The following is a 26,908-nucleotide window of genomic DNA, read 5'->3' as shown; positions in this document are numbered from 1 at the left end:
AACCCGGCCAATGTGCCGGGTTTTTTATTGCGCCTGTTGATGGCGTATCCTGCTGCTTCTGAATACGGACGCTTTTCCATGCTGGTGATTTCCAACAATGTGCATCTGCCGGATGCCGAGATCGAACTGACGGCCATTCGCGCGCAGGGCGCCGGCGGGCAGAACGTCAACAAGGTCTCCAGTGCCGTGCACCTGCGCTTCGACATTCCGGCCTCGTCCTTGCCCGAGTTCTACAAGGAGCGGCTGCTGGCGCTGCGTGACAGTCGCATCACCAGCGATGGCGTGCTGATCATCAAGGCTCAGCAATACCGCACGCAGGAAGCCAATCGCGCCGATGCGCTGCAGCGTCTGACCGAGCTGATTCTCAGCGCCACCAAGGTCGAAAAGAAACGCCGCCCGACCAAGCCGACCCTCGGTTCGAAGAAGCGCCGGCTCGAATCCAAGACCAAGCGTGGCAGCATCAAGGCCGGGCGGGGCAAGGTGGATTTCTAGTCTTCGCGGTACTTCGCCGTGTGCTTGTAAAGGTACACGCTCAACGCCAGACCGCTCAGGGAGGCGAGGGCGGCGAACAGGAAGATCGAGGCAAAACCGAAGCCCGACGCAATGGCCCCGGCCAACGGCCCGGTGATCCCCAGTGACAAGTCGATGAACAGCGAATAAGCGCCAACGGCCGCGCCACGGCTGGAGGCCGGCACCAGGTTCACCGCTTCCACGCCCAGCGCCGGGAACACCAGCGAGAAGCCGAAACCGCTCAGCGCCGCCCCGGCCAGCGCCCAATGTGCGTCGGGCGCCAGCCACAGCAGCAACAGGCCCAGGGTTTCCACCGACAGACAGGCAATCGCCACGCGAAAGCCGCCGAGGCGGTTGATCAGGTTGCCGAACAGCAGCCGTGCGCCGATGAAGCTGGCGCCGAACAGGCTCAGGCACAACACCGCGTTATCCCAGTGCCGAGTGGCGTAATACAGGGTGATGAAGGTGGCGATGGTGCCGAAACCAATCGAGCCCAGTGCCAGTCCGCAGCCGTGCGGGAACACGCGACCTAGCACATGCATGAATGGCAGGCGCTCACCGGCGACAATCGGTGCCGCGGTTTTTGGCCACGCCAGCAGCAAGCCCAGCGCCGCCAGCAGAATGATGCTGACGCCCATGCTCCACAATCCCAACTGGCCGACCAGCCACACCCCGAACGGCGCACCCACCGCGAGCGCGCCGTAACTGGCGATGCCGTTCCACGAGATGACTTTGGCGGTGTTCGCCGCACCAACGCGGCCGATGCCCCAGCCGATTGAGCCGGAGCCGACCAGGCTTTCCGCGCTGCCCAGCACCAGACGGCCGATCAACAGGCTGATCAGGCTGAGCATCGGCAAGTTGGGTGTCCAGGCCGAAATCAGCATAAATACACCACTCAAGCCGCAACCGGCCAGACCAATCATCACCGCGCGTTTGCTGCCCTGGTTGTCGATGATCTTGCCGGCGTACGGACGGCTGAGCAGGGTGGCGAGGTATTGCACGCTGATCACCAGTCCGGCAATCACCGCGCCAAAGCCCAGATCACTGTGGACGTAACCGGGCAACACCGCGAGCGGAATGCCGATGTTCAGGTAGCCGATGAAAGTGAAGAGGACGATGGACACGACTTGCAGCGTGACCGCCAGGGGGCGCTGGGGTTGTGGCATAGAGGGCGACATGGGGAACGATCCACGGCAAAGCAGGATTAGATAGGCTGCTTATGATACCGGCGCGAACGCATCTGGGGCGGGGAAAAGTAAAACTATTTGCCGGATAGGGGGTATCGGGGTTTGGCCGGGGCGACCAGTTGCGTGGTGACGAGGGCGGCGAGGGCGTTTTCTTCGCTGCCGAAACGGGCGAGCAAAGCAGCCTGTTTTTCCGGGGAGAGGCGCTGCCAGATCTCGATCATTTTCTCGGTCGCGCCGATCAGGACGGCAGCTTGGCTTTCGGAGAATTCGTCGGTCATGGCGGGCTCGGTTTCAGGCAGTGTGGAAAGCGCATCTTAGCGCTTTCCACACGGTCTGTACGGCGGGGTTTTACTCTTCGTGGTCGGCCTGGCGGCTGTCAACGGCTTCTTTCGGCTCGGGCTGTTGGGCACCGGCTTGTTGCGTGGTCGTCTGCTCAGGTACGTGCAGGCTTGGGAAGGGGAGATTAGGAATCTCGTGCATGGTTGCGCTCCTCGCTAAGTCTGTTGATAGATCTGGTAGATCCGCGCTTCTTGAAAGCCTGCGCAGGATACAGCAGGAAAAATGACAATCAGACTTTTAATTCAAATTAATGCGACAGATGGCCGCAGGGGAGGAGGGTCACCGCGAAACAACTGTAGGAGCTGGACCTATTTGCTGACGTCAGCGATGGCTTGTGCCAGCAGCGCCAGGCGCGTGGCGTCGATCCCGGCGACGTTGGCCCGGCCCGAGCTGACCATGTACACGCTGTGCTGCTCACGCAATTGTTTGACCTGCTCCGGCGACAGGCCGGTGTAGGAGAACATGCCGCGTTGCACGCCAATGTGCGCAAAGCGCTCGCGCAGACCGTGCGGTTCCAGTGCTTCGACCAGACCGCTGCGCAGCTGGGCGATGCGCAAGCGCATGGCTTCCACTTCGTCGGCCCAGCGCGCTTTCAGCTCCGGGTCGGCGAGGATGGTCGCGACCACGGCCGCGCCGTGATCCGGTGGCGTCGACCACAGGTTGCGGGCGATGTGGGCCAGTTGGCTGCGAATGTCGATCAGCTTGTCGGCGGTTTTCGCGCAAACAATCAGCGCCCCGGTGCGGTCGCGGTACAGGCCGAAGTTTTTCGAGCAGGAGCTGGTGACCAGCAACTCGGGCACTTCGGCAGCGAACAGCCGGGTCGACCATGCGTCCTGCTCCAGCCCGTCGCCAAAGCCCTGGTAGGCGAAGTCGATCAGTGGCAGCAGGTCACGCCGGCGCACGACGTCGAGCACACGCTGCCAGTCGTCGTGACTCAGGTCGAAACCGGTCGGGTTGTGGCAGCAGGCATGCAGCAGCACCACGTCGCCTTGCGGCACTTCGTTGAGCACGGCAAGCATCGCGTCGACGTCGAGGCGGTTGTCGCTGCCCACGTAGGGGTAGTGACTGACCTTGACCCCGGCGGCGGCGAAAATCGTTTCGTGGATCGGCCAGGTCGGGTTACTCAGCCAGACACCCTTGCCCGGCAGGCACTGGGCGATGAAATCGGCGGCCAGACGCAGGGCGCCAGTGCCGCCCGGGGTCTGGGTGGCGCCGGCGCGCTGTTCGGTGATCAGCTTCGAGTCGGCGCCAAGCACCAGCTCATTGATGACCTTGCCGAACAATGGGTTGCCGTGCCCGCCGATGTAGGTCTTGGTGTCCTGGCGTTCGACCAGCCGCGCCTCGGCGATTTTCACCGCCTCGGGGATCGGCGTCAGGCCCTGCGCATCCTTGTAGACGCCAACGCCGAGGTCGAACTTGCGTGGGTTACTGTCCTGCGCATAGGCCTCCATCAAACCGAGGATCGGGTCGCCGGGTACCCGGCCGATGGCGTCAAAGTGCATTACTTGCGTCCTTCTGCGGTCTTGGCCACTTCATCAGTGCGCGCGGCCATGATGAAGTCGTTGCGGTGCAGGCCTTTGATCGAGTGGCTCCACCAGGTCACGGTGACTTTGCCCCACTCGGTCAGCAGACCCGGGTGGTGACCTTCGGCCTCGGAGATCTCGCCGACGGCGTTGGTGAAGGCCAGTGCGTGCTTGAAGTTCTTGAACAGGAAGACTTTCTCCAGCTGCATGATGCTGTCGCGTACTTCGATGTTCCAGTCAGGGATCTGCTTGATCAGGATCGGCAGTTCTTCGTCGCTGACTTGTGGCGCATCGGCACGGCAGGCTTCGCAGTGGGCTTGGTTCAAAGTGGACATGGTGTGATTCCTGAAATCGAGTGTGTTTTTTTTATAGAAACTATCGGCCCGTCAATGCCGTCACGCTAAACCAAAGTGGCGGCGACTGACAGACTCAATTGTCAGCAAAAGTCGCGGATCACGCGGCTTTCGGTTTTGGCGGAAACTTCGGTGCGTGCAACCCCAACTGCATGCCTTGCTTGACCATGCCCATGATGTCTTCGTGGGCCAGGTCGAACAGGCGCTTGAGGTTGGGCAGGACAAAATAAAGTGGCTGCAGGATGTCGATGCGATACGGCGTGCGCATGGCTTCCAGCGGGTCGAAGGCCTGATGCTCGGGCTCGTCCGACAGCGAATAAACGGTTTCCTTCGGCGAGGACAGGATGCCGCCGCCATAGATGCGTTTGCCTTGCGGGGTGTCGATCAGGCCGAACTCGATGGTCATCCAGTACAGGCGCGCCAGGTATACGCGCTCTTCCTTGGTGGCCTGCAGGCCGAGCTTGCCGTAGGTGTGGGTGAATTCGGCGAACCATGGATTGGTCAGCAGCGGGCAATGACCGAAGATCTCGTGGAAGATGTCCGGCTCTTGCAGGTAGTCCAGTTCTTCGCGGGTACGAATGAATGTAGCCACCGGAAACTGCTTGCTGGCGAGCAATTCGAAGAAGGTCTGGAAGGGGATCAGTGCCGGGACGCGGGCAACCTGCCAACCGGTGGTCTCACCGAGCACCTTGTTGATCTCGCCCAGTTGCGGAATGCGGTCGTGGGGCAGACCGAGTTTTTCGATACCGTCCAGGTATTCCTGGCACGCGCGACCCTCGATCACTTTCAGCTGGCGGGTGATCAGCGTGTTCCACACCGCATGTTCTTCGGCGGGGTAGTCGATAAAACCTTGCGCATCGGGCTCGCGGGCCACGTATTGCGTCTGCTTCATACTGCTCTCCTGCTAGGGGAATTCGTTCTTGTTATGTCCAGCGATGGAGTCAGGATTACCCGAGAGTGGGGCGGTATGCAGCAGGTTGAACGCGGTCGTTGTAGGAACAATCACCGTATTTTGTAAATAAATCGTTACGCTTTGGCGGATATCTCGCGTTTGCGCTGATTTCAAGGTTTGAAAAGGGCTGTGGCTGTCACATAATCTTGACAACTATCTGCGCGCCTCGACAGAAAAGTCAGGCGCCACCCCCTGTGGGAGCGAGCCTGCTCGTGAATGCGGTCTGTCTGACACACCTATGCTGAGTGTGCAGCCGCCTTCGCGAGCAGGCTCGCTCCCACAGGTCTGTGTTCAACCTTATTGCTGGTTTGTCGGGTCATTCATATGCGTATCAAAGTCCACTGCCAGAACCGCATCGGCATCCTGCGTGACATTCTCAATCTCTTGGTCGAGTACGGGATTAACGTTGCGCGCGGTGAGGTCGGCGGCGAGCATGGCAATGCGATCTACCTGCACTGCCCGAACCTGATCAACATTCAGTTCCAGGCGCTGCGGCCGAAGTTCGAAGCGATTGCCGGGGTGTTTGGGGTCAAGCGCGTCGGGTTGATGCCCAGTGAGCGTCGGCACATGGAGTTGAATGCGTTGCTTGGCGCGCTGGAATTTCCGGTGCTGTCGATCGACATGGGTGGCTCGATCGTTGCCGCCAACCGCGCGGCCGCGCAGTTGCTCGGGGTGCGCGTGGACGAGGTGCCGGGGATTCCGCTGTCGCGCTACGCCGAGGATTTCGACCTGCCGGAACTGGTACGCGCCAACAAATCGCGAATCAACGGCATGCGCGTCAAGGTCAAGGGCGACATCTTTCTCGCCGACATCGCGCCACTGCAATCGGAGCACGACGACAGCGAAGCCATGGCCGGTGCGGTGCTGACCCTGCACCGCGCCGACCGCGTCGGCGAGCGCATCTATAACGTGCGCAAACAGGAGCTGCGTGGCTTTGACAGTATCTTCCAGAGTTCGAAGGTGATGGCGGCGGTGGTGCGTGAGGCCCGGCGCATGGCGCCACTGGATGCGCCGCTGTTGATCGAAGGCGAAACCGGCACCGGCAAAGAATTGTTGGCGCGGGCCTGTCACCTCGCCAGTCCACGCGGGCAGTCGCCATTGATGGCGCTCAACTGCGCGGGGCTGCCGGAGTCGATGGCCGAGACCGAACTGTTCGGCTACGGCCCCGGCGCGTTCGAAGGCGCGCGCGCCGAAGGCAAACTCGGTCTGCTGGAACTGACGGCAGGCGGCACACTGTTCCTCGATGGCGTCGGTGAGATGAGCCCGCGCTTGCAGGTGAAGTTGCTGCGCTTTCTGCAGGACGGCTGTTTCCGCCGGGTCGGCAGCGATGAAGAGGTGTATCTGGATGTGCGGGTGATCTGCGCCACTCAGGTCGACTTGTCCGAGCTGTGCGCGCGCGGCGAGTTTCGTCAGGATCTGTATCACCGCTTGAACGTGTTGTCGCTGCACATTCCGCCGCTGCGCGAATGCCTCGACGGTTTGACTCCGCTGGTGGAACACTTCCTCGATCAGGCCAGTCGGCAGATCGGTTGCTCGCTGCCGAAACTGGCGCCGGCGGCGATGGAGCGTCTCAGTCACTACCACTGGCCGGGCAACGTGCGGCAGCTGGAGAACGTGCTGTTTCAGGCGGTCTCGCTGTGTGATGGCGGCACGGTCAAGGCCGAGCATATTCGCTTGCCGGACTACGGCGTGCGTCAGCCGCTTGGCGATTTCTCGCTGGAGGGCGGGCTGGACGAAATTGTCGGGCGCTTCGAGAAAGCCGTACTGGAGCGACTGTATTCCGAGCACCCGAGCAGTCGGCAACTCGGCAAGCGGCTGGGTGTTTCGCACACCACCATTGCCAATAAGCTGCGCGAGTATGAGGTCGGTAAAGACTCTGAAGCTTGAGATCAAAAGATCGCAGCGTGCCGCAGCTCCTACAGGGGGAAGCATTTCAATGTAGGAGCTGCCGAAGGCTGCGATCTTTTGATCCTTTGCCGCCAAGCGGCATAACACCGCCGGTTTTTCGACTTCGATACATTTCCAATTGCCCCGCAAAACCCCGCAAGTCCTTTGTTTACCGGGCCGCAAGCCGCCAGAAAAAAGTTGGTCTGCAAATTGCTTATGGCTCAGCAGTACAGCGGTGGGCGGCAAACGTCCGGCATGCAGAGGAAAGAGTGTGGACAAGTACCTTTATGTGGCAATGACCGGCGCCAGTCAGAACGCACTGGCGCAAAAGGCCCATGCCAACAACCTGGCGAACATCTCCACCAATGGTTTTCAGCGCGACCTGGAGCAGGCGCGTTCGATGCCGGTGTTCGGTGACAGCTTTCCGGCGCGTGCGTTTGCCATGAGCGAACGGCCCGCCACCGACTTCACCGCCGGTTCGCTGGTGCAGACCGGGCGTGATCTCGACGTGGCCGTGACCGGCAACGGTTTTATTGCCGTGCAGAACCCCAACGGCGGCGAAAGCTACGTGCGCACCGGCAGCCTCAACATCGACGCCCTCGGCGTATTGCGCGCCGGCAACGGCATGCCGGTATTGGGCAACGGCGGTCCGATCGCCGTGCCGCCGGAGCAGCAGGTCGAAGTCGGTGAAGACGGCACCATCAGTATTCGTGCGATGGGCGAAGGCCCGCGCGTCATGGCGGAAGTCGACCGGATCAAACTGGTCAACCCGGACATCAAGAACCTCAACAAAGGCCTCGACGGCTCGATCTACACCAAGGACGGTCAGCCGGCGCCGGCCGACGCCAACGTCAAACTGGTGTCGGGTTTCCTCGAGTCGAGCAACGTCAATGCCGTGGAAGAAATGACCTCGGTGCTGGCCCTGGCCAAGCAGTTCGAGTTGCACGTCAAGATGATGAACACCGCCAAAGACGACGACCAGGCCATGGCTCGGGTCTTGCAGATCAGCTAATTATCAGAACGTCGCGCCGTAAAACAGGCGCACGAGGAGAATCGAATGCTTCCGGCTCTATGGGTTGCCAAAACAGGTCTGTCCGCCCAGGACACCAACCTGACCACCATTTCCAACAACCTGGCCAACGTCTCGACCACGGGTTTCAAACGTGACCGTGCCGAGTTTCAGGACCTGCTGTATCAGATCAAGCGTCAGCCAGGCGCCCAGTCGACCCAGGACAGCGAACTGCCGTCGGGTCTGCAACTGGGTACCGGTGTGCGCATCGTCGGTACCCAGAAAAACTTCACCGCCGGCAGCCTGCAAACCACCGAGCAGCCGCTGGACATGGCCATCGACGGTCGCGGTTTCTTCCAGATCCTGCAGCCGGACGGCACCACGTCCTACACCCGTGACGGTACTTTCCACCTCGACTCCAACGGCCAGATCGTCAACGCCAGCGGTTTCGCCTTGGAGCCGGCCATCGTCATCCCGAACAACGCGCAGAGCTTCACTGTCGGCACCGACGGCACCGTCTCGATCACCGTGCCAGGCAACCCGGCCGCTCAAGTGATCGGCAACCTGCAAACCGCCGACTTCATCAACCCGGCCGGTCTGCAGGCGGTGGGTAACAACCTGTTCTTGGAAACCGCTGCTTCCGGCGCGCCGCAAATCGGTACCCCGGGCCTGAACGGTTTCGGTACCACGCTGCAGAACACCCTGGAAGGTTCCAACGTCAGCACCGTTGAAGAGATGGTCAACATGATCACCACTCAGCGCGCCTACGAGATGAACTCCAAGGTGATCTCCACCGCCGACCAGATGCTCTCGTTCGTAACGCAGAATCTGTAATCAAGTCTATGGGGCGGCCTGAGGCCGCCAGCAACACCGTGAGGTAGGGTCATGAAACGCTTCGTATCTGTTCTGGCATTGGGTGGGGTCGTCTCGCTCGCGGGCTGCGTCGCACCGACGCCCAAGCCCAATGACCCTTACTACGCTCCGGTGTTGCCACGCACGCCATTGCCGGCGGCGGCCAACAACGGCTCGATCTATCAGGCCGGCTTCGAGCAGAACCTGTACAGCGACCGCAAGGCGTTCCGGGTCGGTGACATCATCACCATCACCCTGAACGAGAAGACTCAGGCGAGCAAGAACGCCAACTCCCAGGTGGCCAAGAACAGCAAGACCGGCATCGGTCTGACCTCGCTGTTTGGCGGCAGTGGCACCACCAACAACCCGTTGGGTGGCAATGACCTGAGCCTCGACGTCGGTTACAGCGGCGACCGTGCAACCAAGGGCGACAGCAAGGCCGCGCAGGGCAATACCCTGACCGGCTCGATCACCGTGACCGTGGCCGACGTGCTGCCCAACGGCATCATCGCCGTGCGCGGCGAGAAGTGGATGACCCTCAACACCGGCGACGAGCTGGTGCGGATCGCAGGTCTGGTGCGTGCCGATGACATCGCCACCGACAACACCGTGTCGTCGACCCGTGTCGCCGATGCGCGCATCACCTACTCGGGCACCGGTTCGTTTGCCGATGCGAGTCAGCCAGGCTGGTTCGACCGTTTCTTCCTCAGCCCGCTGTTCCCTTTCTAGGTGGCGACTTTGAATTTCAAGAGCCTCATGCTGGCGGCGGCCCTGTTGTCCGCTGCCTTTGGTGCCCACGCCGAGCGGCTGAAAGATATCGCCAGCATTTCCGGCGTGCGTTCCAACCAGTTGATCGGTTACGGCCTGGTGGTCGGGCTTAACGGCACCGGCGACCAGACGACGCAAACCCCGTTCACCCTGCAGACCTTCAACAACATGCTCTCGCAGTTCGGCATCAAGGTGCCGCCGGGATCGGGCAACGTGCAGTTGAAAAACGTCGCCGCGGTGTCGGTCAGTGCCGATCTGCCGGCGTTCGCCAAACCGGGTCAGCAGGTCGACATCACCGTGTCCTCCATCGGTAACTCCAAGAGCCTGCGTGGCGGCACCCTGTTGCTGACCCCGCTCAAAGGTATCGACGGCAACGTCTACGCCATCGCTCAGGGCAACCTGGTGGTCGGCGGTTTCGATGCCGAAGGGCGTGACGGTTCGAAGATCACCGTCAACGTTCCGTCGGCCGGTCGTATTCCGGGCGGTGCTTCGGTAGAACGTTCGGTGCCGAGCGGTTTCAACCAGGGCAACAGCCTGACGCTGAACCTCAACCGCTCCGACTTCACCACCGCCAAGCGCATCGTCGACAAGATCAACGACATGCTCGGCCCTGGCGTGGCGCAAGCCATCGACGGCGGCTCGATCCGTGTGACGGCGCCGCTCGATCCGAGCCAGCGCGTCGACTATCTTTCGATCCTCGAAAACCTTGAAGTGGACCCGGGGCAGGCGGTGGCGAAAGTCATCATCAACTCGCGCACCGGTACCATCGTCATCGGCCAGAACGTGAAAGTCTCGCCGGCCGCCGTGACCCACGGCAGTCTGACCGTGACCATCACCGAAGACCCGATCGTCAGCCAGCCGGGCCCGTTATCCAATGGGCAGACGGCCGTGGTGCCACGCTCGCGGGTCAATGCCCAGCAGGAAGCCAAACCGATGTTCAAGTTCGGCCCGGGCACCACCCTCGACGAGATCGTGCGGGCGGTGAACCAGGTGGGCGCGGCACCGGGTGACCTGATGGCCATTCTCGAAGCTCTGAAGCAGGCCGGCGCGTTGCAAGCCGACCTGATCGTGATCTGAGGACGGCGACCATGGATATGCGCAAAGGCAGTCTGGTGGGCACGGGCGATTCGGGTTCGTACTCCGATCTCAATCGTCTGAATCAGCTCAAGGTCGGCGACAAGAACAGCGATGCGAACATGCGCAAGGTGGCGCAGGAATTCGAATCGCTGTTCCTTGGCGAAATGCTCAAGTCGATGCGTTCGGCCACCGAGGCGTTGGGTAAAGACAACCCGATGAACACCCCGGCGGCCAAGCAATATCAGGAAATGTACGACCAGCAACTGGCGGTCTCGCTGTCCCGTGAGGGCGGGGGTATCGGTCTGGCCGACGTGCTGATGAAGCAGATGTCGAGGAATAAACCGCTGGCGCCAGGTGAGGCGGCGGCAGCGTCCGCCGCCAAGCAAGAGGCGGCGAAAGCGGCTGCGGTGCAGACGCCAATTGCGGCCGGCACGACCGCCACCAGCGGGCCGTTATCGCGGCTCAATGGTGAGCGTCCGTTGTGGGCGTCGCGTTCCGGGCGTGTCGCCACGACCGAAGCCTCGCACAGCAATGACATGGCCATGATCAACAAACGTCGTCTGGCCTTGCCGCCGAAACTGGCCGATCGTTTGCTCGCCGGTCTGGTGCCTTCCGCCACGCCGACCGTCGCCAATGCCTTGCCGCAACGTGCCGCAACGACGGCCACCACCGGCGCCGGTCCGCTGTACAACGGCGACTGGCTGGCCCGTGCCGAAGACGCCAAGGCGTCCGGCGGGCAGATGCAGATTTACGGCCGAGCGATGGCGCAGATTCCGCTGGCGCCGGCCAAGCGCGCCTTCAGCTCCGCCGATGAATTCGTCAACACCATGCTGCCGATGGCCAAAGAAGCCGCCGCGCGTATTGGCGTCGATCCGCGTTATCTGGTGGCGCAGGCCGCACTGGAAACCGGCTGGGGCAAATCGGTCATGCGTGCGCAGGATGGCAGCAGCAGCCACAACCTGTTCGGCATCAAGGCCAGCAGCAACTGGATCGGCGATTCGGCCCGGGCAATCACCAGCGAGTTCCGCAACGGGCAGATGGTCAAGGAGACGGCGCAGTTCCGTTCCTATGCCTCGTACAAGGACAGTTTCCACGATCTGGTGACTTTGCTGCAGACCAACAATCGCTATCAAGATGTCGTGAAGTCGGCCGATAACCCAGAACAGTTTGTACGCGAGTTGCAAAAGGCCGGTTACGCGACCGACCCGAACTACGCGACGAAGATTTCGCAGATAGCCAAGCAGATGAACAGTTTCGAAAACTACGCTGCGGCCGGCGTTTCAACGACGCCTCTATAAACACACGGTAAGGTTTGAATCATGAGTTTGCTCAATATCGGGATGTCGGGGTTGTCCGCGAGTTCTTCCTCTCTCGCGACCACAGGTAACAACATTGCCAACGTCGACACCGCCGGTTATTCACGCCAGCAAACCGTGCAGAGCACCAAGTCCTCGCAGCAGTTCGGCAACGTCTTCATCGGGACGGGGACGACCCTGGCCGACGTGCGCCGGGTCTACAACTCTTACCTCGAAAACCAGCTGCATACCGCCACCTCGCTCAATAGCGAAGCGGCTGCGTACGGTGCCCAGGCCACTGCGCTGGATGCCTCGATGTCCGACACCAACACCGGCCTGACCGGTGTGCTGCAGAAGTTCTTCACCTCGATGCAGGGCGTGGCGACCTCGGCCACTGACGACACTTCCCGTCAGTCGGTGCTGACCGGTGCGCAGGCGCTGACCAGCCGTTTCAATGCGCTGGCCAAACAGCTGAACGATCAGAACACCACGATCAACGGCAACCTTGCGGACATGACGTCGCAAGTGAACAAACTGGCCACCTCGATTGCCAATCTCAACCAGAAGATCGGCGAGATTTCCACCAGCGGCGGTCAGCCGAACGATCTGCTCGACAGCCGTAACGAAGCCGTGCGTCAGCTCTCCGAGCTGACCGGTGCACAGGTCGTCGAGCGTGGCACCAGTTTTGATGTGTACATCGGCACCGGCCAGCCGCTGGTGATCGGCAACACCACCAACACCCTGAGCACCGTGCCGAGCAAGGACGATCCGACGCGCATGGCCATTCAGATGGACCGTGGCTCAAGCGTCATCGACATCACGTCGGCCATGAGCGGTGGCGAAATCGGTGGTCTGCTGACCTATCGCAAAGAAGTGCTCGATCCGTCGCTCAATGAGTTGGGCCGTGTCGCGCTGGTGGTGGCCGACCAAGTCAACAGCCAGCAGGCCCAGGGCATCGACAAGAACGGTGACTTCGGTGCAGCGATTTTCAATAACATCAACAGTGCCGCGCTGATCAGCCAGCGCAGCATCGCGCAGGCGGGCAATAGCGCCGGCTCGGGCAACCTCGATGTCACCATCAAGGACACCGGCAAGCTGACCACCAGCGATTACCAGGTGACCTTCACCAGCGCCACCAATTATTCGGTCAAGCGCTCCGATGGCACCGACATGGGCTCGTTCAGCACCACGACCACGCCGCCACCTGTGATTGACGGTTTCACTCTGGCCCTCAACGGCGGCGCCCTGAGCGCGGGCGACACGTTCAAGGTGACGCCGACCCGTAACGCGGCGAGCTCGATTCAGACCGTATTGACCGATCCGAAGAAAGTCGCGGCGGCAGCACCGTTGACCGGCGTGGCCAGTGCCAACAATTCCGGTACCTACACCCAGCCGACGCTGACCGACTCGATCGACATCTACAACCCGGCGTCGCAGACCGAGTTGCAAAATGCGCTCAAATATTCGACACCGGTCAAGCTGGTGTTCGGTGCGGTCGCCAGTGGCAGCCAGTCGTACAACATGGTCGACGCCAAGGGCAACACCATCGGTTCGGGCACCATCGTGCCGGGGCAGGCCAACACCTTGAACCTCAAGGTCGGCATGGTCGACTCCACCGGCGCGCCGGTGATGGACACCACGGTCACGCCGAACGTGCAGAAGACTTTCACCGTACAGACCACCGTGGGCGCGACGCCGAAGGCCGGCGAAACCTTCACCATCAACCTGACCGGCGCGGCCTCTTCGGACAACCGCAACGCCCAGGCACTGGTTGGCCTGCAGACCAAACAGACCGTGGACACCGGCAGCGGCAGCAAAGGCATCAGCCTGACCGACGCCTACAACAAACTGGTGACCAACGTCGGTACCAAGGCTGCGCAGAGCAAGTCCGACAACGACGCCACCTCGGTGATCCTCGATCAGGCCAAGGGCGCGCGTGATTCGCTGTCCCAGGTCAACCTCGATGAAGAGACCGGCAACCTGGTCAAGTATCAGCAGTACTACACAGCGTCTTCGCAGATCATCAAAGCTGCGCAGGAAACTTTCGCCACGCTGATCAACAGTCTTTAAGGAGTCGTAATTCATGCGCATTTCCACCGCCCAGTATTACGCGACGCAAGCTGCTCAATATCAGCGCAACTACAGCAAGACGGTCGCGACCGCCAACGAAGCGAGCAGCCTGCAGCGCATCAACACCGCTGCCGACGATCCGATCGGCGCCGGTCGTCTGCTCAAGCTGGGTCAGCAAAGTGCGATGCTCGACCAGTATCAGGGCAACATCGACACCACCAAGAGTGCGCTGACCGTGCAGGAGTCCACTCTGAACTCCATTACCACGGCTTTGCAGCGCGCCAAGGAAATCGGCCTGGCGGCCAACAACGGCATCGCCACCGACGACAACCGCAAGGCCTATGCGGCAGAACTGAGCCAGATCCAGCAACAAGTGCTGGGCCTGATGAACTCCAAGGATGCCAACGGCAACTATCTGTTCTCCGGTTCCAAGACCGATACCGCGCCGTACTCGCAAAACGTCGACGGCACCTACACCTACAACGGTGACCAGACCCAGATCAACCTGGGCATTGGCGACGGCATGTCGGTCGCGACCAACACCACCGGTTGGGATGCGTTCCAGCAGACCATCAACACCAGCCGTACGCAGACCAACATGACCGCTCCGGCGGTGGATGACGGTCGTGTGGTGCTGTCCAACGGTACGGTTGGCACCGCGGCGACCTACAACGCCAAGTTCACGGCGGGCCAGCCATACACCGTGGATTTCATCAGCAGCACGCAGTTGAAAATCACCGATGCCCTGGGCAACGACGTGACGTCCGAGGCCAGCCAGAACGGCCTGATCAGCAACAGCAATGGTGCCAACCAGACCGTCAGCTTCCGTGGCGTCGACATGAAGTTGAACATCAACCTCAAAGCCGGCGACACCAACCCGGATGCGGTCATCGCCGGTCACAGCTTCCAGCTGTCGGCCACGCCTGACTCGTTTACCACCGCGCGCAGCCCGGGCAACCCGTCGACGGCGGTTATCACCGGCTCCAGTGTGACCAACCAGGCAGCCTACAGCGCAGCCTTCCCGTCGGGCGGCGGGGCAGTGCTGAAATTCACCAGCGCCACCGATTTCGACCTGTACGCGGCACCTGTTACCGCCGACAGCAAGCCGGTGTCGTCGGGCACCATGGTCGGCGGCAACGCCACGGCCGCCGGTGTGACCTTCGCCATTGGCGGTACGCCGGGCGCGGGCGATCAGTTCTCGATCCAGTCCAACAACCACCAGACCCAGAACGTGCTCGACACCCTGGGCCAGATGGTCACGGCGCTGAACCTGCCGGTCGACGGTGATCCGGTGGTCAAGCAGCAGTTCCAGGGGGCCATGGAATCGGCGCTGGGTAACCTCGACAGCGCGTCCAATCAAATCGGCGCAGCGGTGACCTCGATCGGTGCTCGCGGCCAGTCGCTGGAGGATCAGAACACGACCAACCAGAGCCTGATCCAGGCCAACACCACGACCCAGGGTTCGATCCGTGATTCGGATCCGGCCGAGGTGATGACCCGCCTGACGTTGCAACAGACCATGCTGCAAGCCTCGCAACTGGCGTTCAGCAAGATCAGTCAGTTGGGTCTGTTCAACAAGATCTGACGTTTGACGGGCGCCTCGGCGCCCGTTTGTCTCGTCCCTCAGTTAATGTTTTTTGCGGTTTCATGGGCTCGCTTTACCGAGCGGGCTCGTACCGCCTGTGAGCCCGCCGTGAATTCACTTCCTCTCGTCAGTCTGGTCATTCCCGCCTTCAATCCGCGCTTCTTCGAGCGGACCTTGAACAGTGCGGTGAGCCAGACTTATGGCCAACTCGAAATCATTGTGTGCGACGACAGTCGCGGCGACGAGATCGAAGCCATCACCGCGTCTGTGACCGAACAGACAGGTGTGGCCGTACGCTACGTGCGCAATCCGCGGACGCTGGGGCTGGTCGATAACCTCAAGGCTTGTCTCGAGCAGGCGCAGGGCGAGTACATCAAGTTTCTGTGCGATGACGATCTGCTCTATTCCGCGTGCATCGAGCAGCAGGCCCATGAAATGCAGCGTGAAGAAGTCAGCCTGGTGGTGGCGCAACGGCTGCTCTGGGACGCAAACGACATCATTCTGCCGGCGCGCATCGAAAACACGCCGTTGTCGCCAGTCAGTGGCTTGCTCAAGGGCGACGACGTACTGGGCATCTTTGAAAAATTCCCGGTCAACGTGCTCGGTGGATTCAGCAATGCGCTGATGCGTCGTGCCGACGTCGTCGAGCTGTTGCCAGCATTGACCGAGGATGGCGCCTGCTTCGTCGCGACGCTGGATTTTGCCCTGTATGTCTGCCTGCTGCGGCGCGGCAATCTGGCGGTGTCCAACAGCGTACTCAGTGCCGAACGCCTCTACCCGGAGCGTCTGAGTGCACAGCAACCGATGAAGGATGCTGCGCAAGTCGAGCGCGAGTGGATTTCGCAAATGCTCAAGGCGCGCAGCGGTGAATCGGCGCCTGCGCCGGGATGGGTGCGTTATGTTCCGCTGTCCCGGGCCGATGAGTTGCCCCGGGTCTGGCAAGAGTTGCCCCTGAGTCGAACGCTGGGTTCCAAGCAGAGCCGTCAGGAGTGGGGAGTGGGCGTCAACAGCTTCAGCTTCGGCGAACTGTACGCACAGTGGCTGGCATGTCGGGTGCTCACCGAGCAGCAACGCCACTGGTTGCCGGAAACGCTCGCCAGTTGGCCCTGCCAGCCGCGCATCGTACCGATCATCATTGACGGGCAGGGCAGCCGCGATGGTCTGGAGCGCACGTTGGAGGCGCTCGCTGCGCAGGATTATCCGCCAGAGCTGATCCTGGTCCTGTCCGCTTCGTGTACCGAGGCGCGCCTTGACGGGCGAGTGTTCCACATGCCGTTGCAGGATGATGGGCTGGAGCAGATCAACACACTGCTGCCGCAGCTCGAAGGGGCTGACTGGTTCTATCTGTTGCAGCCAGGCGATCGCCTGGTGGCGCCGGCGTTGCTGGTCATGGCCGACCGGATCGCGCACACCCCAACCCTGACATGTCTGTACAGCGACGAAGGTAGCCTGCGCAACGGCGAGTCGGCGGAACCTGCGTTCAAACCGGATTTCAACCTCGACCTGATGCGCAGTTATCCCTACGTCGGGCGCGCCCTGGCGTTCAAGCGTGAGCGATTTCTGGCGCTCGGCGGCTTTACGCCGACGTTTGCCGAACTGGCGCCGCATGATGCGCTGTGGCGGATGGTCGAGAACGACGGCTTGCACGTCGTGGGGCACATCGCCGAAGTGTTGCTCGAGTCCAAATTCGACCTCTCCCAGTGGCTGACCGAGCCCGGTGTCGTGGCGCAAAGCCCGCGGATTCTCGAAGCGCATCTGCAACGCCTGGGGATTGCCCATGACATCCGCCGTGGCGGCAGCGAACTGCTCAACCGCGTGGATTATCTTCATGCGCGACGACCGCTGGTGTCGGTGGTGATTGTCACTCAAGACCAGACGGCTGCATTGCAGCGCTGTGTTGAAATGCTGCTGGAAAAGACCGCTTACACCGAGTACGAATTACTGTTGGTCGACAACGGCAGCGAAAGCGCCGAGGCGCGGGTGTGGCTGGACGGCATGGCGCAACTGGGCAGCGAGCGAATTCGTGTGCTGAGCTATCCGCAAAAGGGTAATGCGGCGGCCGCGCACAACTTTGCGGTCAGCCATGCGCGTGGCGAGTATGTGTTGCTGCTCAATGCTTTTGCGGTGATCACTCAGGCCGACTGGCTCGACGAACTGCTCAATCATGCGCAACGCCCGGAAGTCGGTGTAGTCGGTGCGAAGCTGTTCAACCCGGACGGTGGTGTGCTGCACGCCGGGCTGATTCTCGGTTTGAACGGCCCGGTCGGGCTGCCGTTCTATGGCCAGCCCGTGCAGTCGGACGGGTACATGTTCCGCCTGCAAGCGGTGCATGACCTGAGCGCGGTTGGCGGCGATTGCCTGATGATTCGCAAGTCGGTCTTCGAGGTTGCCGGTGGGCTCGACGAACAGGATCTGAAGCAGACGTTGAACGTCGTGGATCTGTGTTTGCGGGTCGGCCGCGAAGGCTACCTGGTGGTATTGAATCCCCACGCCATGCTCGCCGTGGGCGCACGCCCGAGCGCCGCGGCGACGACTGAAGACGAAGCGCTGTTCGCCGAGGAAAGGGAAACCTTCTACCAGCGCTGGTTGCCAACCATCGCCCGCGATCCGGCCTACAACATTAACCTGACTCTGCAGGGTGTCGGTGCCACCAACTTCAGTCTTGAGCCTGGCCTGCGAACCGGTTGGAGTGCCTTTTCCAAAGCGCAGTTGCCGAATGTGCTGGTGGTGCCGATCAACGCCTCGGCCATCGGCCATTACCGCATGAGTCAGCCGATGATCGAGTTGCAGGCGGCTAACAGAGTCGAGGGGCGCATTTGCTACGGTTTGCCGTCGATCATTGATATCGAGCGCCAGTCGCCTGATGTGATCGTGCTGCAAGGGCGCTATTCGGAACACGCCATCGATGAAATCCCGCCTCTGAAAAAATACTTCAATGCGCGGCGCATCTTCGAGCTCGATGACTACGTCATCGACGTTCCCCACCGCAATGCGCACATCCGCAACATGCCGAGCAAGCAGGACATGGAGCGTATGGTGCGCCGTGCCATCGGTCTGTGTGATCGTGTGGTCGTATCGACCCAGCCTCTGGCTAACGTGCTGTCCGACATGCACCACGACATTCGTGTCGTACCGAACATGCTGTCCAAGGACTTGTGGAGCCACTTGCACAGTCAACGCCGCACCTCGAAGAAACCACGGGTCGGTTGGGGCGGCGGGACCAGTCACCACGGCGATCTGGCGGTGATCGCCGATGTGGTGCGCGAACTGGCCAACGAAGTCGACTGGGTTTTCTTCGGCATGTGCCCGGACGATCTGCTGCCGTACATGCATGAGTTCCACGGCGTGATTGATCTGGAGGTCTACCCGGCGAAGCTGGCCAGCCTGAACCTGGACCTGGCCCTCGCGCCGCTGGAATTCCACGTCTTCAATGACTGCAAAAGCAACTTGCGGCTGCTGGAGTACGGTGCCTGCGGCTATCCGGTGATCTGCACCGACACCGAGGCCTACCGTGGTTATCTGCCGTGTACCCGGATCAAGACCAACAGCACGGACGAGTGGCTGCAAGCGATCCGCATGCACCTGGCCGATCCGGATGCCAGTTACCGCATGGGTGATGAGTTGCGTGAGGTAGTGCTGCGTGACTACGTGTTGCGTGGCGATAACCTGCGGTATTGGGAGTATGGCTGGCTGGCGGATTGATCGATTCGCGCACGGCCCACTGAAAAACAGGCGACTTTCGAGTCGCCTGTTTTTTTTTGCATGGCAAAAAGTTTTTGTATCAAGCCGGATACTTTTTTTGGCGGCGGGCTCAAGCATCGGGATTTTTCTGTCGATACCTTTCCATGCGCTCAATTGGCACGGTCAGCGAAGACCTGTCCGGCCAGTGTCTGAGGTGACCGATTTCCGGATTCGACAACAACGCAAGGAAGAAGCAAATGGCAGTAGTAAATGGAACGAGTGAAGCGGATGTCCTGTCGGGCACCGATGGCAATGACGAACTCCATGGACTGGAGTCCGACGATCAACTGCTGGCCAGTGCGGGATCCGACCTGCTCGACGGTGGTGAAGGTTTTGACACGGCGAACTATTACGCAATGGGGGCGGGAGTCAACGTCGAGTTTGGCACCGGTGCGGCAACGGTCACAGGGTCTGACGGCAAGGTCGATACGCTGGTGTCGGTGGAGAAGGTGGCCGGCAGTTACCACAACGACACGTTCACCGTTTCCGTGGGCGGGGTGACGCTGGAGGGCAGCGGCGGTGATGATCTGTACATCGTCGACGCCGAAGGCGTGACCCTCGTTGAAGAAAACTACGGTGGCTACGACGAACTGCGCACCAGCCTCAACACGATCAAGATGGATCCGTTCATCGAGAAGCTGACGTTTACCGGTACCGGCGATTTCAAGGGTTACGGCAACGCCAGTGATAACGAAATCATTGGCGGTGCGGGCAATGACTGGCTGTGGGGCGGCGCCGGTGCCGACCACTTTGTCGGTGGCGATGGTTACGATACTGTCAGCTACACCGACAGCCTTGAAGGTGTTCGGGTTCTGGACTTTGCCAACTACGATGGCTTGACCATTGCCTATGGCGATACGTTCACCGGCATCGAGGCAATCCAGGGATCGAATTTCGATGACGAGGTGTACCTGCTCGATAACGCCATGACCGTGGATGGCGCCGATGGCTACGACACCGTGAGCTATCGCCAATCCTGGGATGGCGTCAGCGTCGACATCGGCCAGCGTGCCGGTGCCGCGGGTGTCACGTTGCTGAACGTGGAGAAGGTCATCGGCACATCGTCCGCTGACCAATTCACGGCCAACATCGCGGGCGTGACGCTGGAAGGTGGAATGGGCGACGATGTGTACACCATCAACAGCACCGGTGTCAGCATCGTCGAGACAGACCTCTTTGGTGGCATCGACCATGTGTACACCAGCCTGTCGTCGCTGCACATGGACCCCTTCATTGAAAAAATGACGTATACCGGCACCGCAGACTTCACGGGCTATGGCAATGACGGGGACAACGTCATCGTTTCGGGCGCCGGCAACGACGTCCTGTTCGGCGGCGCGGGTGGCGATCGCTTCGAAGGCGGAGCCGGTGTCGATACCGTCAGCTATGAAGACAGCACTGAGGGTTTGAGCGTTTCTCTCGGCTGGGGCCCGCAGAGCGGGATCGCTCTCTACGACACGTACATCGACATCGAAAACCTGCGTGGCAGCCATTTCAATGATGTGCTGCAAGGTGATTGGGGCGACAACATTCTGGAAGGCGGTGCGGGCGACGATTTCATTCAGGGTGGCGCAGGTGCGGACATTCTTTATGGAGGCCTGGCATCCGGTCTGGATGGCGAGGCGCCGCAGAACGATACGCTGATAGGTGGCGATGGCGATGACACCTATGTGGTGAATGCCCCAGGCCTGGTATCCATTCAGGATATGGCGAGCAGCTACAACGACACCCTGATCATGAACACCATTGCCAACCTCAGTCAGTTGAGCGTCACGCGCGTCGGCGACGATGCCTACCTGCACGGCGCCAATGACGGCAGCAGCGGTGTGCCGGCCAATGGCGTGAAACTGGTGGACTGGTATGTGGGTGGGTACAACAACATCGAACATCTGCAGACCGCTGACGGCCAGTCCTACGACCTGCCGGCCACGATCGATGGATTCGCGATGTTTGGCTGATCCGTCCGATTCATTGAAGTCGCTTGATGAAGGGGATGATTCCGGCAACGGACTCATCCCTTTTTCATGCCTTGAACTCCCGCCGACGCAGCGCTCGCGGAGCTGGCGCGTTTCCTGCAAGTCCCCCTCAAATCGCCATAAAACGAGCGCTCGCGGTCATCGCAGCGGCGCCGCAGGCGGCAAAAGGGTTAGCCAGACGGCCCGCATCGCTCAACCAAGCCATGCGCAGCCCGGTGACGAACGAGAGGGGAGACGATGAAGGCAGTTATTTTGGCGGGTGGCCTCGGCACGCGCATCAGTGAAGAGTCGCACCTCAAGCCCAAGCCCATGATCGAGATCGGCGGCAAGCCAATTCTCTGGCACATCATGAAGCAGTATTCCGCCCACGGAATTCACGACTTCGTGATCTGCCTGGGCTACAAGGGCTACGCGATCAAGGACTTCTTCGCCAACTACTTCCTGCACACCTCCGACGTCACGTTCGACATGCGCAACAACCGCATGGACGTGCACCAGAACTACAGCGAGCCGTGGAGCGTCACCCTGATCGACACCGGCGAGGAAACCATGACCGGTGGCCGTCTGCTGCGTGCCGGGCGTTACCTCAAGGATGAAGAAGCGTTCTGCTTCACCTACGGCGACGGCGTTTCCGACATCAACATTGCTCAACTCGTCGATTACCACAAAGCCCACGGTCGCCTGGCCACTGTCACCGCGGTGCAGCCGCCGGGACGTTACGGCGCCCTCGAGCGGCAAGGCGATCAGGTCCTGGGTTTCACCGAGAAACCGCGCGGCGACGGTGGCTGGATCAACGGCGGCTTCTTCGTGCTGTCACCCAAAGTCCTGTCCTACATTGCTGGCGATGAAACCACCTGGGAAGCCGAGCCGCTGGCGCGTCTGGCTCAGGACGAACAGCTCAACGCCTTCGAACACGAAGGCTTCTGGCATCCGATGGACACCCTGCGCGACAAGAACCACCTCGAAGCGCTGTGGCAGAGCGGGGAGGCCCCATGGAAGCAATGGGCCTGAGTGCGGATTTCTGGCGCGGCAAGCGTGTACTGGTCACCGGTCACACCGGTTTCAAGGGCAGCTGGCTGACCCTGTGGCTGCAAAGCCTTGGCGCGCAAGTCAGCGGTTTCTCGCTGGATCCTTCGACTGAACCGAGCCTGTATGAACTGGCGCGGGTCCATGAAGGGATCAACGATCAACGTGGCGATCTGCGCGATCTCGGCGCGCTGCTGGAGATCATCGCCGATACCGAGCCGGAGATCGTCCTGCACCTGGCTGCGCAGCCACTGGTGCGTGAAGGCTATCGCGACCCGCTGGGCACCTATTCCAGCAACGTCATGGGCACGCTGAACCTGCTCGAAGCGATTCGTCAGGTCGGTTGCGTGCGCGCCTGCGTGCTGGTGACCACCGACAAGGTCTACGCCAACAAGGAATGGCTGTGGCCGTACCGCGAAGACGAAGCGCTTGGCGGCCACGATCCTTACAGCAGCAGCAAAGCCTGCTGTGAACTGTTGGCGCAGTCTTACGCCGCGTCGTTTTTCCCGGCTGACAAGTACGCCGAACACGGTCTGGCCCTGGCCACCGCGCGCGCCGGCAACGTTCTGGGTGGCGGCGATTTTTCCCCTGAACGGCTGATTCCCGATGTGCTGAAAGCCTGGACCGCAGACGAGCCGGTGACCCTGCGTTACCCGCAAGCCGTGCGCCCGTGGCAGCACGCGCTGGAACCGCTGGCCGGTTACCTGCAACTGGCTGCCGGCCTCTACGAGCAAGGCCCGGAATACGCCGGGGCGTGGAACTTCGGCCCGGGCGAGGCCGACATGTGCAGCGTCGGCGAAGTGGTCGAACTGCTTGCCAACCGCTGGCCACAGGCACGCGGTTTGCGCATCGAGAAAAGCGAACTGCACGAGGCCGGTCTGTTGCGCCTCGACAGTAGCCGCGCCCGTCAGGTGCTGGGCTGGCAGCCACGCTGGACCTTGCAGCAATGCCTGACCCAGACCCTCGACTGGCATCTGGCGTGGCAGAACGGCGATGACATGCGCAATGTCACTCTCGGCCAACTGAACCTGTACCGAGGCGCGCTGTGAGCGAGTTTTCCTTGAAACAGCTGCCGCTGGCCGGGCTGTTCAGCGTCCAGCACAAACGCTTCGAAGATCAGCGCGGGCACTTCGCGCGGCTGTTCTGCGAAGGCAGCCTGAGCGCGTTCGGCAGCGAATTTCATATCCGCCAGATCAACCATTCCTGCACCCGCGAGAAGGGCAGCGTGCGCGGTCTGCATTATCAGAATGGCAATGCGCCGGAAGCCAAGCTGATCACCTGTCTGCGCGGTGAAGTGTGGGACGTGGCGGTGGATCTGCGTCCGGATTCCGAGACCTTTCTGCACTGGCACGCCGAGCACCTCAAGGCTGGCGATGGTCGCAGCCTGTTGATTCCGGCCGGCTTCGCCCACGGTTTCCAGACCCTGACCGACGACGCCGAACTGCTTTATCTGCACAGTGCCGATTACGCGCCGGAGCACGAGGGCGGCTTGTCGGTGAACGATCCACGGCTGGCGATTGCCTGGCCGTTGCCTGTCAATAATTTGTCAGCGCGTGATGCCAGCCATCCCGCGCTCGATCAACACTTTGCCGGAGTGCGTCTATGAACTGCCGTGGGTGCGCCGCACCGCTGAGCCTGCCGCTGATCGACCTCGGCACCTCGCCACCGTCCAACGCCTACGTGCACGCCGAGCGCCTGGAACAGGCCGAGCAATGGGTGCCGCTCAAGGTTGCGGTGTGCCAGCAATGCTGGCTGGTGCAGACCGAGGATTACACCCGCGCCGACAGCCTGTTCGATGCCGAGTACGCCTACTTCAGTTCGTTCTCCAGCACCTGGCTGGCCCATGCCGAATGCTATGTCGCCGAGATGGTCGAGCGCTTTGACCTGAACGCCGACAGCCGTGTGGTGGAAGTCGCCGCCAACGACGGTTACCTGCTGCAGTACGTCGCTGCTCGCGGCATTCCGTGTCTGGGTGTCGAGCCGACCCGCAGCACCGCGCAAGCGGCGCGGGAAAAGGGTCTGCAGATTCGTGAAGTGTTCTTCGGTCGCGACAGCGCTGCGCAGCTGCACAGCGAAGGCTGGGGCGCCGACCTGATGGCCGCCAACAACGTGCTCGCGCATGTGCCGGACATCAATGATTTCCTCGGTGGTTTTGCCACGCTGCTCAAGCCGACCGGCGTCGCTACCTTCGAATTTCCGCAACTGCTGACGCTGATGGCCGGCGCGCAGTTCGACACCCTGTATCACGAGCACTATTCCTACCTGTCGCTGACCGCGGTGCAGACACTGTGCGAGCGCAATGGTCTGGAAGTGTTCGACGTCAGTCAGTTGAGCACCCACGGCGGTTCGCTGCGGGTGTTCGTGCAGCGCCAGGACGGTGAGCGTCGTGCGGTGCAGCCGGCGGTGCAGCAACAGCTGCAGGCCGAACTGGATGCCGGGGTGAAAACCCCTGAGTACTACGCGACCCTCGCGCCGGCTGCCGAACGCATCAAACATGAACTGCTGCGCTTCCTGTTGCAGGCCAAGGCCGACGGCAAGCGTGTGGTCGGTTACGGCGCGGCGGCCAAGGGCAACACCTTGCTCAACTACGCCGGGGTCAAACCGGATCTGCTGGCGTGGGTGGCCGATGCCAACCCGCACAAGCAGGGCAAGTTTCTGCCGGGCAGTCGTATTCCGATTGTCGCGCCGGCGCAGATCGACATCGAAAAACCGGACTACGTGCTGGTGTTGCCGTGGAACCTGCTGCACGAAGTCAGTCAGCAACTGGCGCAGGTGCGTCAGTGGGACGGGCGCTTCGTGATCGCCGTGCCTGAGATGAAAGTCCTGTGAAAGTCCTGGTCAGCGGGGCCACGGGCTTCGTCGGTCGGCATCTGGTCGCGGCGTTGCTGGCGCGTGGCTGCGCCGTGCGCGCGGTGGCGCGCAATACAGATACGGCTGCGAGCATGCCATGGATCAATGACGTCGAATTCGTCGCGGCGGATATTCACGCGTCGGATCTCGACATTGCGGCGCTCACCGACGGTATCGACGTGCTGGCGCACCTGGCCTGGCCGGGGTTGCCGAACTATCGGGCGCTGTTCCATTTCGAGCACAACCTGATGGCCGACTACCGCTTTATCAAAGGCGCGGTCGAGGCGGGCGTACCGCAAGTCCTGGTAACCGGCACCTGCTTCGAGTACGGCATGCAAAGCGGCCCGCTCAGCGAAAGTGTCGAGCCGCAGCCGAGCAACCCTTACGGTCTGGCCAAGCACACGTTGCACCTGTTTTTGCGCAATCTGCAGCAGGAAAAACCGTTCACCTTGCAGTGGGCGCGTCTGTTCTACCTGCATGGCGAAGGGCAGAACCCCAACAGTCTGCTGGCGGCGCTGGACCGGGCGATCGATGCCGGGGAGACGTCGTTCAACATGTCCGGCGGTGAGCAACTGCGGGACTTTTTGCCGATTGCCAGCGCCGCCGATCACCTCGCCGCGATCGTCCATCAGCGCGATTTCAATGGCGTGATCAATTGCGCCAGTGGCCAACCGGTATCGGTGCGCGCACTGGTTGAACAACGGCTGCGCGAGCGCGGTGCGGCACTGAATCTGAACCTCGGCCATTACCCGTATCCGAGCCACGAACCGATGGCGTTCTGGGCCGTGACCGAGCGTTTGCAACAGCTACTGGGAGAGCCGCAATGAGGCACGAGTTGTATCGGGTCACCGACCTGCCGGTGTTGCAGAACCGCACCTTTGCCGACCCTGAATCGGCAAAGGCTTCGGCCAGCGCCGACATGCTGCTGGTGCAGGATGAGCGCAGCGGCCTGATCTTCAACGCCGCGTTCGATGCCGACAAGCTCAGCTATGACGCCGACTATCAGAACGAACAGGCCCATTCGGGCCAGTTCCAGAAGCACCTGAGCGACGTCGAAGGCATCATCGCCAAACACTTCAAGGGCCAGGAGCTGATCGAAGTCGGCTGCGGCAAGGGCTACTTTCTTGAGCTGCTCAAGGGCCTCGGTTATTCGATCACCGGGATTGATCCGGCCTACGAAGGCGAAAACGCCGACGTGATCAAGGCGCCGTTCACCCGAGGTCTCGGCCTGGCGGCGGACGCCATCGTGCTGCGTCATGTGCTGGAACACATCGAAGACCCGGTGAGCTTTCTGGCGGTGATCGCCGAAGCCAACCAGGGCGGGCAGATCTACATCGAAGTGCCGTGCTTCGACTGGATCCTCGAGCACAAGGCCTGGTTCGATCTGTTCTACGAGCACGTCAATTATTTCCGCCTCGATGACCTGCGCCGGATGTTCGGCACCGTGCACGAGGCCGGCCACCTGTTTGGCGGCCAGTACCTGTACATCGTCGCCGACCTTTCGACGTTGCGCCTGACCCCGGATCAACCGGTGCCACGCCTGGCACTGCCGGACGGTTTTACGGCGAGCCTTGAGCGTGCAGTGCAGATCATCCAGTCCGCACCTGAACAGGGTTCGGCGATCTGGGGCGCGTCGTCCAAAGGCGTGATCTATTCGCTGTTCCTGCAGCGCGCGGGTGTCGCGGTGGATCGCGTGGTGGATATCAACCCCGCCAAGCAGGGACGTTATCTGCCACTGAGCGGCGCGCGGGTGTCCTCGCCGCAAGAGGCCATGGATGCCTTGCCCGAAGGCGCCAACCTGTTTGTGATGAACTCCAATTACCTCGAAGAAATCAAGCGGATGACCGGTGGACGTTACGTCTATCACGCCGTTGACAGCGCTTCGTTCCAGTGACCCTTGAGATTTTG

At 61.4% G+C, this 26,908-nt stretch carries 23 protein-coding genes; 17 read left to right on the top strand and 6 right to left on the bottom strand.

What is annotated here, in order from left to right:
* The first annotated feature begins 78 nt into the window (after positions 1-78).
* Positions 79-492 carry an alternative ribosome rescue aminoacyl-tRNA hydrolase ArfB gene (gene arfB, locus ACM6HV_RS01960; protein ID WP_041073058.1) on the top strand — a complete coding sequence of 138 codons (414 nt, stop codon included), beginning with the start codon at positions 79-81 and terminating at the stop codon, positions 490-492.
* Here arfB and ACM6HV_RS01955 read toward each other — a convergent pair.
* From ACM6HV_RS01955 to phhA, 6 genes are all read right to left on the bottom strand, one after another.
* Positions 489-1,688: an MFS transporter gene (locus ACM6HV_RS01955; RefSeq protein WP_414903231.1), complete on the bottom strand. Its 1,200-nt coding sequence runs from the start codon at positions 1,686-1,688 to the stop codon at positions 489-491. The genes arfB and ACM6HV_RS01955 overlap by 4 nt on opposite strands.
* Positions 1,689-1,771: 83 nt before the next feature.
* Positions 1,772-1,975 carry a hypothetical protein gene (locus tag ACM6HV_RS01950; RefSeq protein WP_414903229.1) on the bottom strand — a complete coding sequence of 68 codons (204 nt, stop codon included), beginning with the start codon at positions 1,973-1,975 and terminating at the stop codon, positions 1,772-1,774.
* 70 nt (positions 1,976-2,045) lie between these two features.
* Entirely contained in the window at positions 2,046-2,177 is a 132-nt protein-coding gene (locus tag ACM6HV_RS01945; protein WP_260687720.1) for a hypothetical protein, read from the bottom strand.
* A 167-nt stretch (positions 2,178-2,344) separates the two neighbouring features.
* Entirely contained in the window at positions 2,345-3,538 is a 1,194-nt protein-coding gene (locus ACM6HV_RS01940) for an amino acid aminotransferase (protein ID WP_414903226.1), read from the bottom strand.
* On the bottom strand, positions 3,538-3,894 hold the full coding sequence (locus ACM6HV_RS01935) for a 4a-hydroxytetrahydrobiopterin dehydratase (protein ID WP_003222798.1): 357 nt from the start codon (positions 3,892-3,894) through the stop codon (positions 3,538-3,540). Before ACM6HV_RS01935 ends, ACM6HV_RS01940 begins: the two co-directional genes overlap by 1 nt.
* 118 nt (positions 3,895-4,012) lie before the next feature.
* Positions 4,013-4,804: a phenylalanine 4-monooxygenase gene (gene phhA / locus ACM6HV_RS01930; RefSeq protein ID WP_414903224.1), complete on the bottom strand. Its 792-nt coding sequence runs from the start codon at positions 4,802-4,804 to the stop codon at positions 4,013-4,015.
* 384 nt (positions 4,805-5,188) lie between these two features.
* On the opposite strand from phhA, the gene ACM6HV_RS01925 reads away from it, so the two are divergent.
* The 16 genes from ACM6HV_RS01925 (at position 5,189) to ACM6HV_RS01850 (ending at position 26,894) form a co-directional block, all read left to right on the top strand.
* Complete coding sequence (locus ACM6HV_RS01925) at positions 5,189-6,751, top strand: sigma-54-dependent transcriptional regulator (protein WP_108182020.1); 1,563 nt, start codon at positions 5,189-5,191, stop codon at positions 6,749-6,751.
* A 271-nt stretch (positions 6,752-7,022) separates the two neighbouring features.
* The gene (locus tag ACM6HV_RS01920) at positions 7,023-7,763 is read left to right on the top strand and encodes a flagellar basal body rod protein FlgF (RefSeq protein ID WP_007965507.1); all 741 of its coding nucleotides are present in this window, start codon (positions 7,023-7,025) and stop codon (positions 7,761-7,763) included.
* Between the two features lie 45 nt (positions 7,764-7,808).
* Entirely contained in the window at positions 7,809-8,594 is a 786-nt protein-coding gene (gene flgG, locus ACM6HV_RS01915) for a flagellar basal-body rod protein FlgG (RefSeq protein WP_003222804.1), read from the top strand.
* Between the two features lie 51 nt (positions 8,595-8,645).
* Complete coding sequence (gene flgH, locus ACM6HV_RS01910; RefSeq protein ID WP_007965503.1) at positions 8,646-9,341, top strand: flagellar basal body L-ring protein FlgH; 696 nt, start codon at positions 8,646-8,648, stop codon at positions 9,339-9,341.
* 27 nt (positions 9,342-9,368) lie between these two features.
* Positions 9,369-10,457 carry a flagellar basal body P-ring protein FlgI gene (locus tag ACM6HV_RS01905; protein WP_161794916.1) on the top strand — a complete coding sequence of 363 codons (1,089 nt, stop codon included), beginning with the start codon at positions 9,369-9,371 and terminating at the stop codon, positions 10,455-10,457.
* Between the two features lie 11 nt (positions 10,458-10,468).
* Positions 10,469-11,755 (top strand): flagellar assembly peptidoglycan hydrolase FlgJ, encoded by a 1,287-nt coding sequence (flgJ, locus tag ACM6HV_RS01900; RefSeq protein WP_414903220.1) that lies wholly within the window; start codon positions 10,469-10,471, stop codon positions 11,753-11,755.
* 21 nt (positions 11,756-11,776) lie between these two features.
* Complete coding sequence (gene flgK, locus ACM6HV_RS01895; RefSeq protein ID WP_414903218.1) at positions 11,777-13,822, top strand: flagellar hook-associated protein FlgK; 2,046 nt, start codon at positions 11,777-11,779, stop codon at positions 13,820-13,822.
* Between the two features lie 13 nt (positions 13,823-13,835).
* Complete coding sequence (locus tag ACM6HV_RS01890) at positions 13,836-15,407, top strand: flagellar hook-associated protein 3 (RefSeq protein WP_041073043.1); 1,572 nt, start codon at positions 13,836-13,838, stop codon at positions 15,405-15,407.
* A gap of 108 nt (positions 15,408-15,515) precedes the next feature.
* Entirely contained in the window at positions 15,516-19,109 is a 3,594-nt protein-coding gene (locus ACM6HV_RS01885) for a glycosyltransferase (protein WP_414903216.1), read from the top strand.
* 236 nt (positions 19,110-19,345) lie between these two features.
* Positions 19,346-21,106 carry a calcium-binding protein gene (locus ACM6HV_RS01880; protein ID WP_414903214.1) on the top strand — a complete coding sequence of 587 codons (1,761 nt, stop codon included), beginning with the start codon at positions 19,346-19,348 and terminating at the stop codon, positions 21,104-21,106.
* A 255-nt stretch (positions 21,107-21,361) separates the two neighbouring features.
* Positions 21,362-22,135 carry a glucose-1-phosphate cytidylyltransferase gene (rfbF, locus tag ACM6HV_RS01875; RefSeq protein ID WP_047292487.1) on the top strand — a complete coding sequence of 258 codons (774 nt, stop codon included), beginning with the start codon at positions 21,362-21,364 and terminating at the stop codon, positions 22,133-22,135.
* Positions 22,117-23,199: a CDP-glucose 4,6-dehydratase gene (gene rfbG, locus ACM6HV_RS01870; RefSeq protein ID WP_414903211.1), complete on the top strand. Its 1,083-nt coding sequence runs from the start codon at positions 22,117-22,119 to the stop codon at positions 23,197-23,199. Before rfbF ends, rfbG begins: the two co-directional genes overlap by 19 nt.
* Positions 23,196-23,756, top strand: a complete 561-nt coding sequence (gene rfbC, locus ACM6HV_RS01865; protein ID WP_414903209.1) for a dTDP-4-dehydrorhamnose 3,5-epimerase — start codon at positions 23,196-23,198, stop codon at positions 23,754-23,756. Before rfbG ends, rfbC begins: the two co-directional genes overlap by 4 nt.
* On the top strand, positions 23,753-24,979 hold the full coding sequence (locus ACM6HV_RS01860) for a methyltransferase domain-containing protein (RefSeq protein ID WP_414903207.1): 1,227 nt from the start codon (positions 23,753-23,755) through the stop codon (positions 24,977-24,979). Before rfbC ends, ACM6HV_RS01860 begins: the two co-directional genes overlap by 4 nt.
* Positions 24,976-25,827, top strand: coding sequence for an NAD-dependent epimerase/dehydratase family protein (locus ACM6HV_RS01855; protein WP_414903205.1), 852 nt, complete (start codon positions 24,976-24,978; stop codon positions 25,825-25,827). The genes ACM6HV_RS01860 and ACM6HV_RS01855 overlap by 4 nt, the downstream gene beginning before the upstream one ends.
* Complete coding sequence (locus tag ACM6HV_RS01850; RefSeq protein WP_414903203.1) at positions 25,824-26,894, top strand: class I SAM-dependent methyltransferase; 1,071 nt, start codon at positions 25,824-25,826, stop codon at positions 26,892-26,894. Before ACM6HV_RS01855 ends, ACM6HV_RS01850 begins: the two co-directional genes overlap by 4 nt.
* Positions 26,895-26,908 lie beyond the last annotated feature (14 nt).

The organism is Pseudomonas sp. IT-P260, from assembly GCF_949768395.1.
GTDB lineage: Bacteria > Pseudomonadota > Gammaproteobacteria > Pseudomonadales > Pseudomonadaceae > Aquipseudomonas > Aquipseudomonas parakoreensis.
This window is presented reverse-complemented; position numbering and strand designations above follow the sequence as displayed.

Coding starts and splice junctions, on each gene's coding strand:
- arfB (WP_041073058.1), top strand. CDS start 79: ATGCTGGTGATTTCCAACAATGTGCATCTGCCGGATGCCGAGATCGAA.
- ACM6HV_RS01955 (WP_414903231.1), bottom strand. CDS start 1,688: ATGTCGCCCTCTATGCCACAACCCCAGCGCCCCCTGGCGGTCACGCTG.
- ACM6HV_RS01950 (WP_414903229.1), bottom strand. CDS start 1,975: ATGACCGACGAATTCTCCGAAAGCCAAGCTGCCGTCCTGATCGGCGCG.
- ACM6HV_RS01945 (WP_260687720.1), bottom strand. CDS start 2,177: ATGCACGAGATTCCTAATCTCCCCTTCCCAAGCCTGCACGTACCTGAG.
- ACM6HV_RS01940 (WP_414903226.1), bottom strand. CDS start 3,538: ATGCACTTTGACGCCATCGGCCGGGTACCCGGCGACCCGATCCTCGGT.
- ACM6HV_RS01935 (WP_003222798.1), bottom strand. CDS start 3,894: ATGTCCACTTTGAACCAAGCCCACTGCGAAGCCTGCCGTGCCGATGCG.
- phhA (WP_414903224.1), bottom strand. CDS start 4,804: ATGAAGCAGACGCAATACGTGGCCCGCGAGCCCGATGCGCAAGGTTTT.
- ACM6HV_RS01925 (WP_108182020.1), top strand. CDS start 5,189: ATGCGTATCAAAGTCCACTGCCAGAACCGCATCGGCATCCTGCGTGAC.
- flgG (WP_003222804.1), top strand. CDS start 7,809: ATGCTTCCGGCTCTATGGGTTGCCAAAACAGGTCTGTCCGCCCAGGAC.
- flgH (WP_007965503.1), top strand. CDS start 8,646: ATGAAACGCTTCGTATCTGTTCTGGCATTGGGTGGGGTCGTCTCGCTC.
- ACM6HV_RS01905 (WP_161794916.1), top strand. CDS start 9,369: ATGCTGGCGGCGGCCCTGTTGTCCGCTGCCTTTGGTGCCCACGCCGAG.
- flgJ (WP_414903220.1), top strand. CDS start 10,469: ATGGATATGCGCAAAGGCAGTCTGGTGGGCACGGGCGATTCGGGTTCG.
- flgK (WP_414903218.1), top strand. CDS start 11,777: ATGAGTTTGCTCAATATCGGGATGTCGGGGTTGTCCGCGAGTTCTTCC.
- ACM6HV_RS01890 (WP_041073043.1), top strand. CDS start 13,836: ATGCGCATTTCCACCGCCCAGTATTACGCGACGCAAGCTGCTCAATAT.
- ACM6HV_RS01880 (WP_414903214.1), top strand. CDS start 19,346: ATGGCAGTAGTAAATGGAACGAGTGAAGCGGATGTCCTGTCGGGCACC.
- rfbF (WP_047292487.1), top strand. CDS start 21,362: ATGAAGGCAGTTATTTTGGCGGGTGGCCTCGGCACGCGCATCAGTGAA.
- rfbG (WP_414903211.1), top strand. CDS start 22,117: ATGGAAGCAATGGGCCTGAGTGCGGATTTCTGGCGCGGCAAGCGTGTA.
- ACM6HV_RS01860 (WP_414903207.1), top strand. CDS start 23,753: ATGAACTGCCGTGGGTGCGCCGCACCGCTGAGCCTGCCGCTGATCGAC.
- ACM6HV_RS01850 (WP_414903203.1), top strand. CDS start 25,824: ATGAGGCACGAGTTGTATCGGGTCACCGACCTGCCGGTGTTGCAGAAC.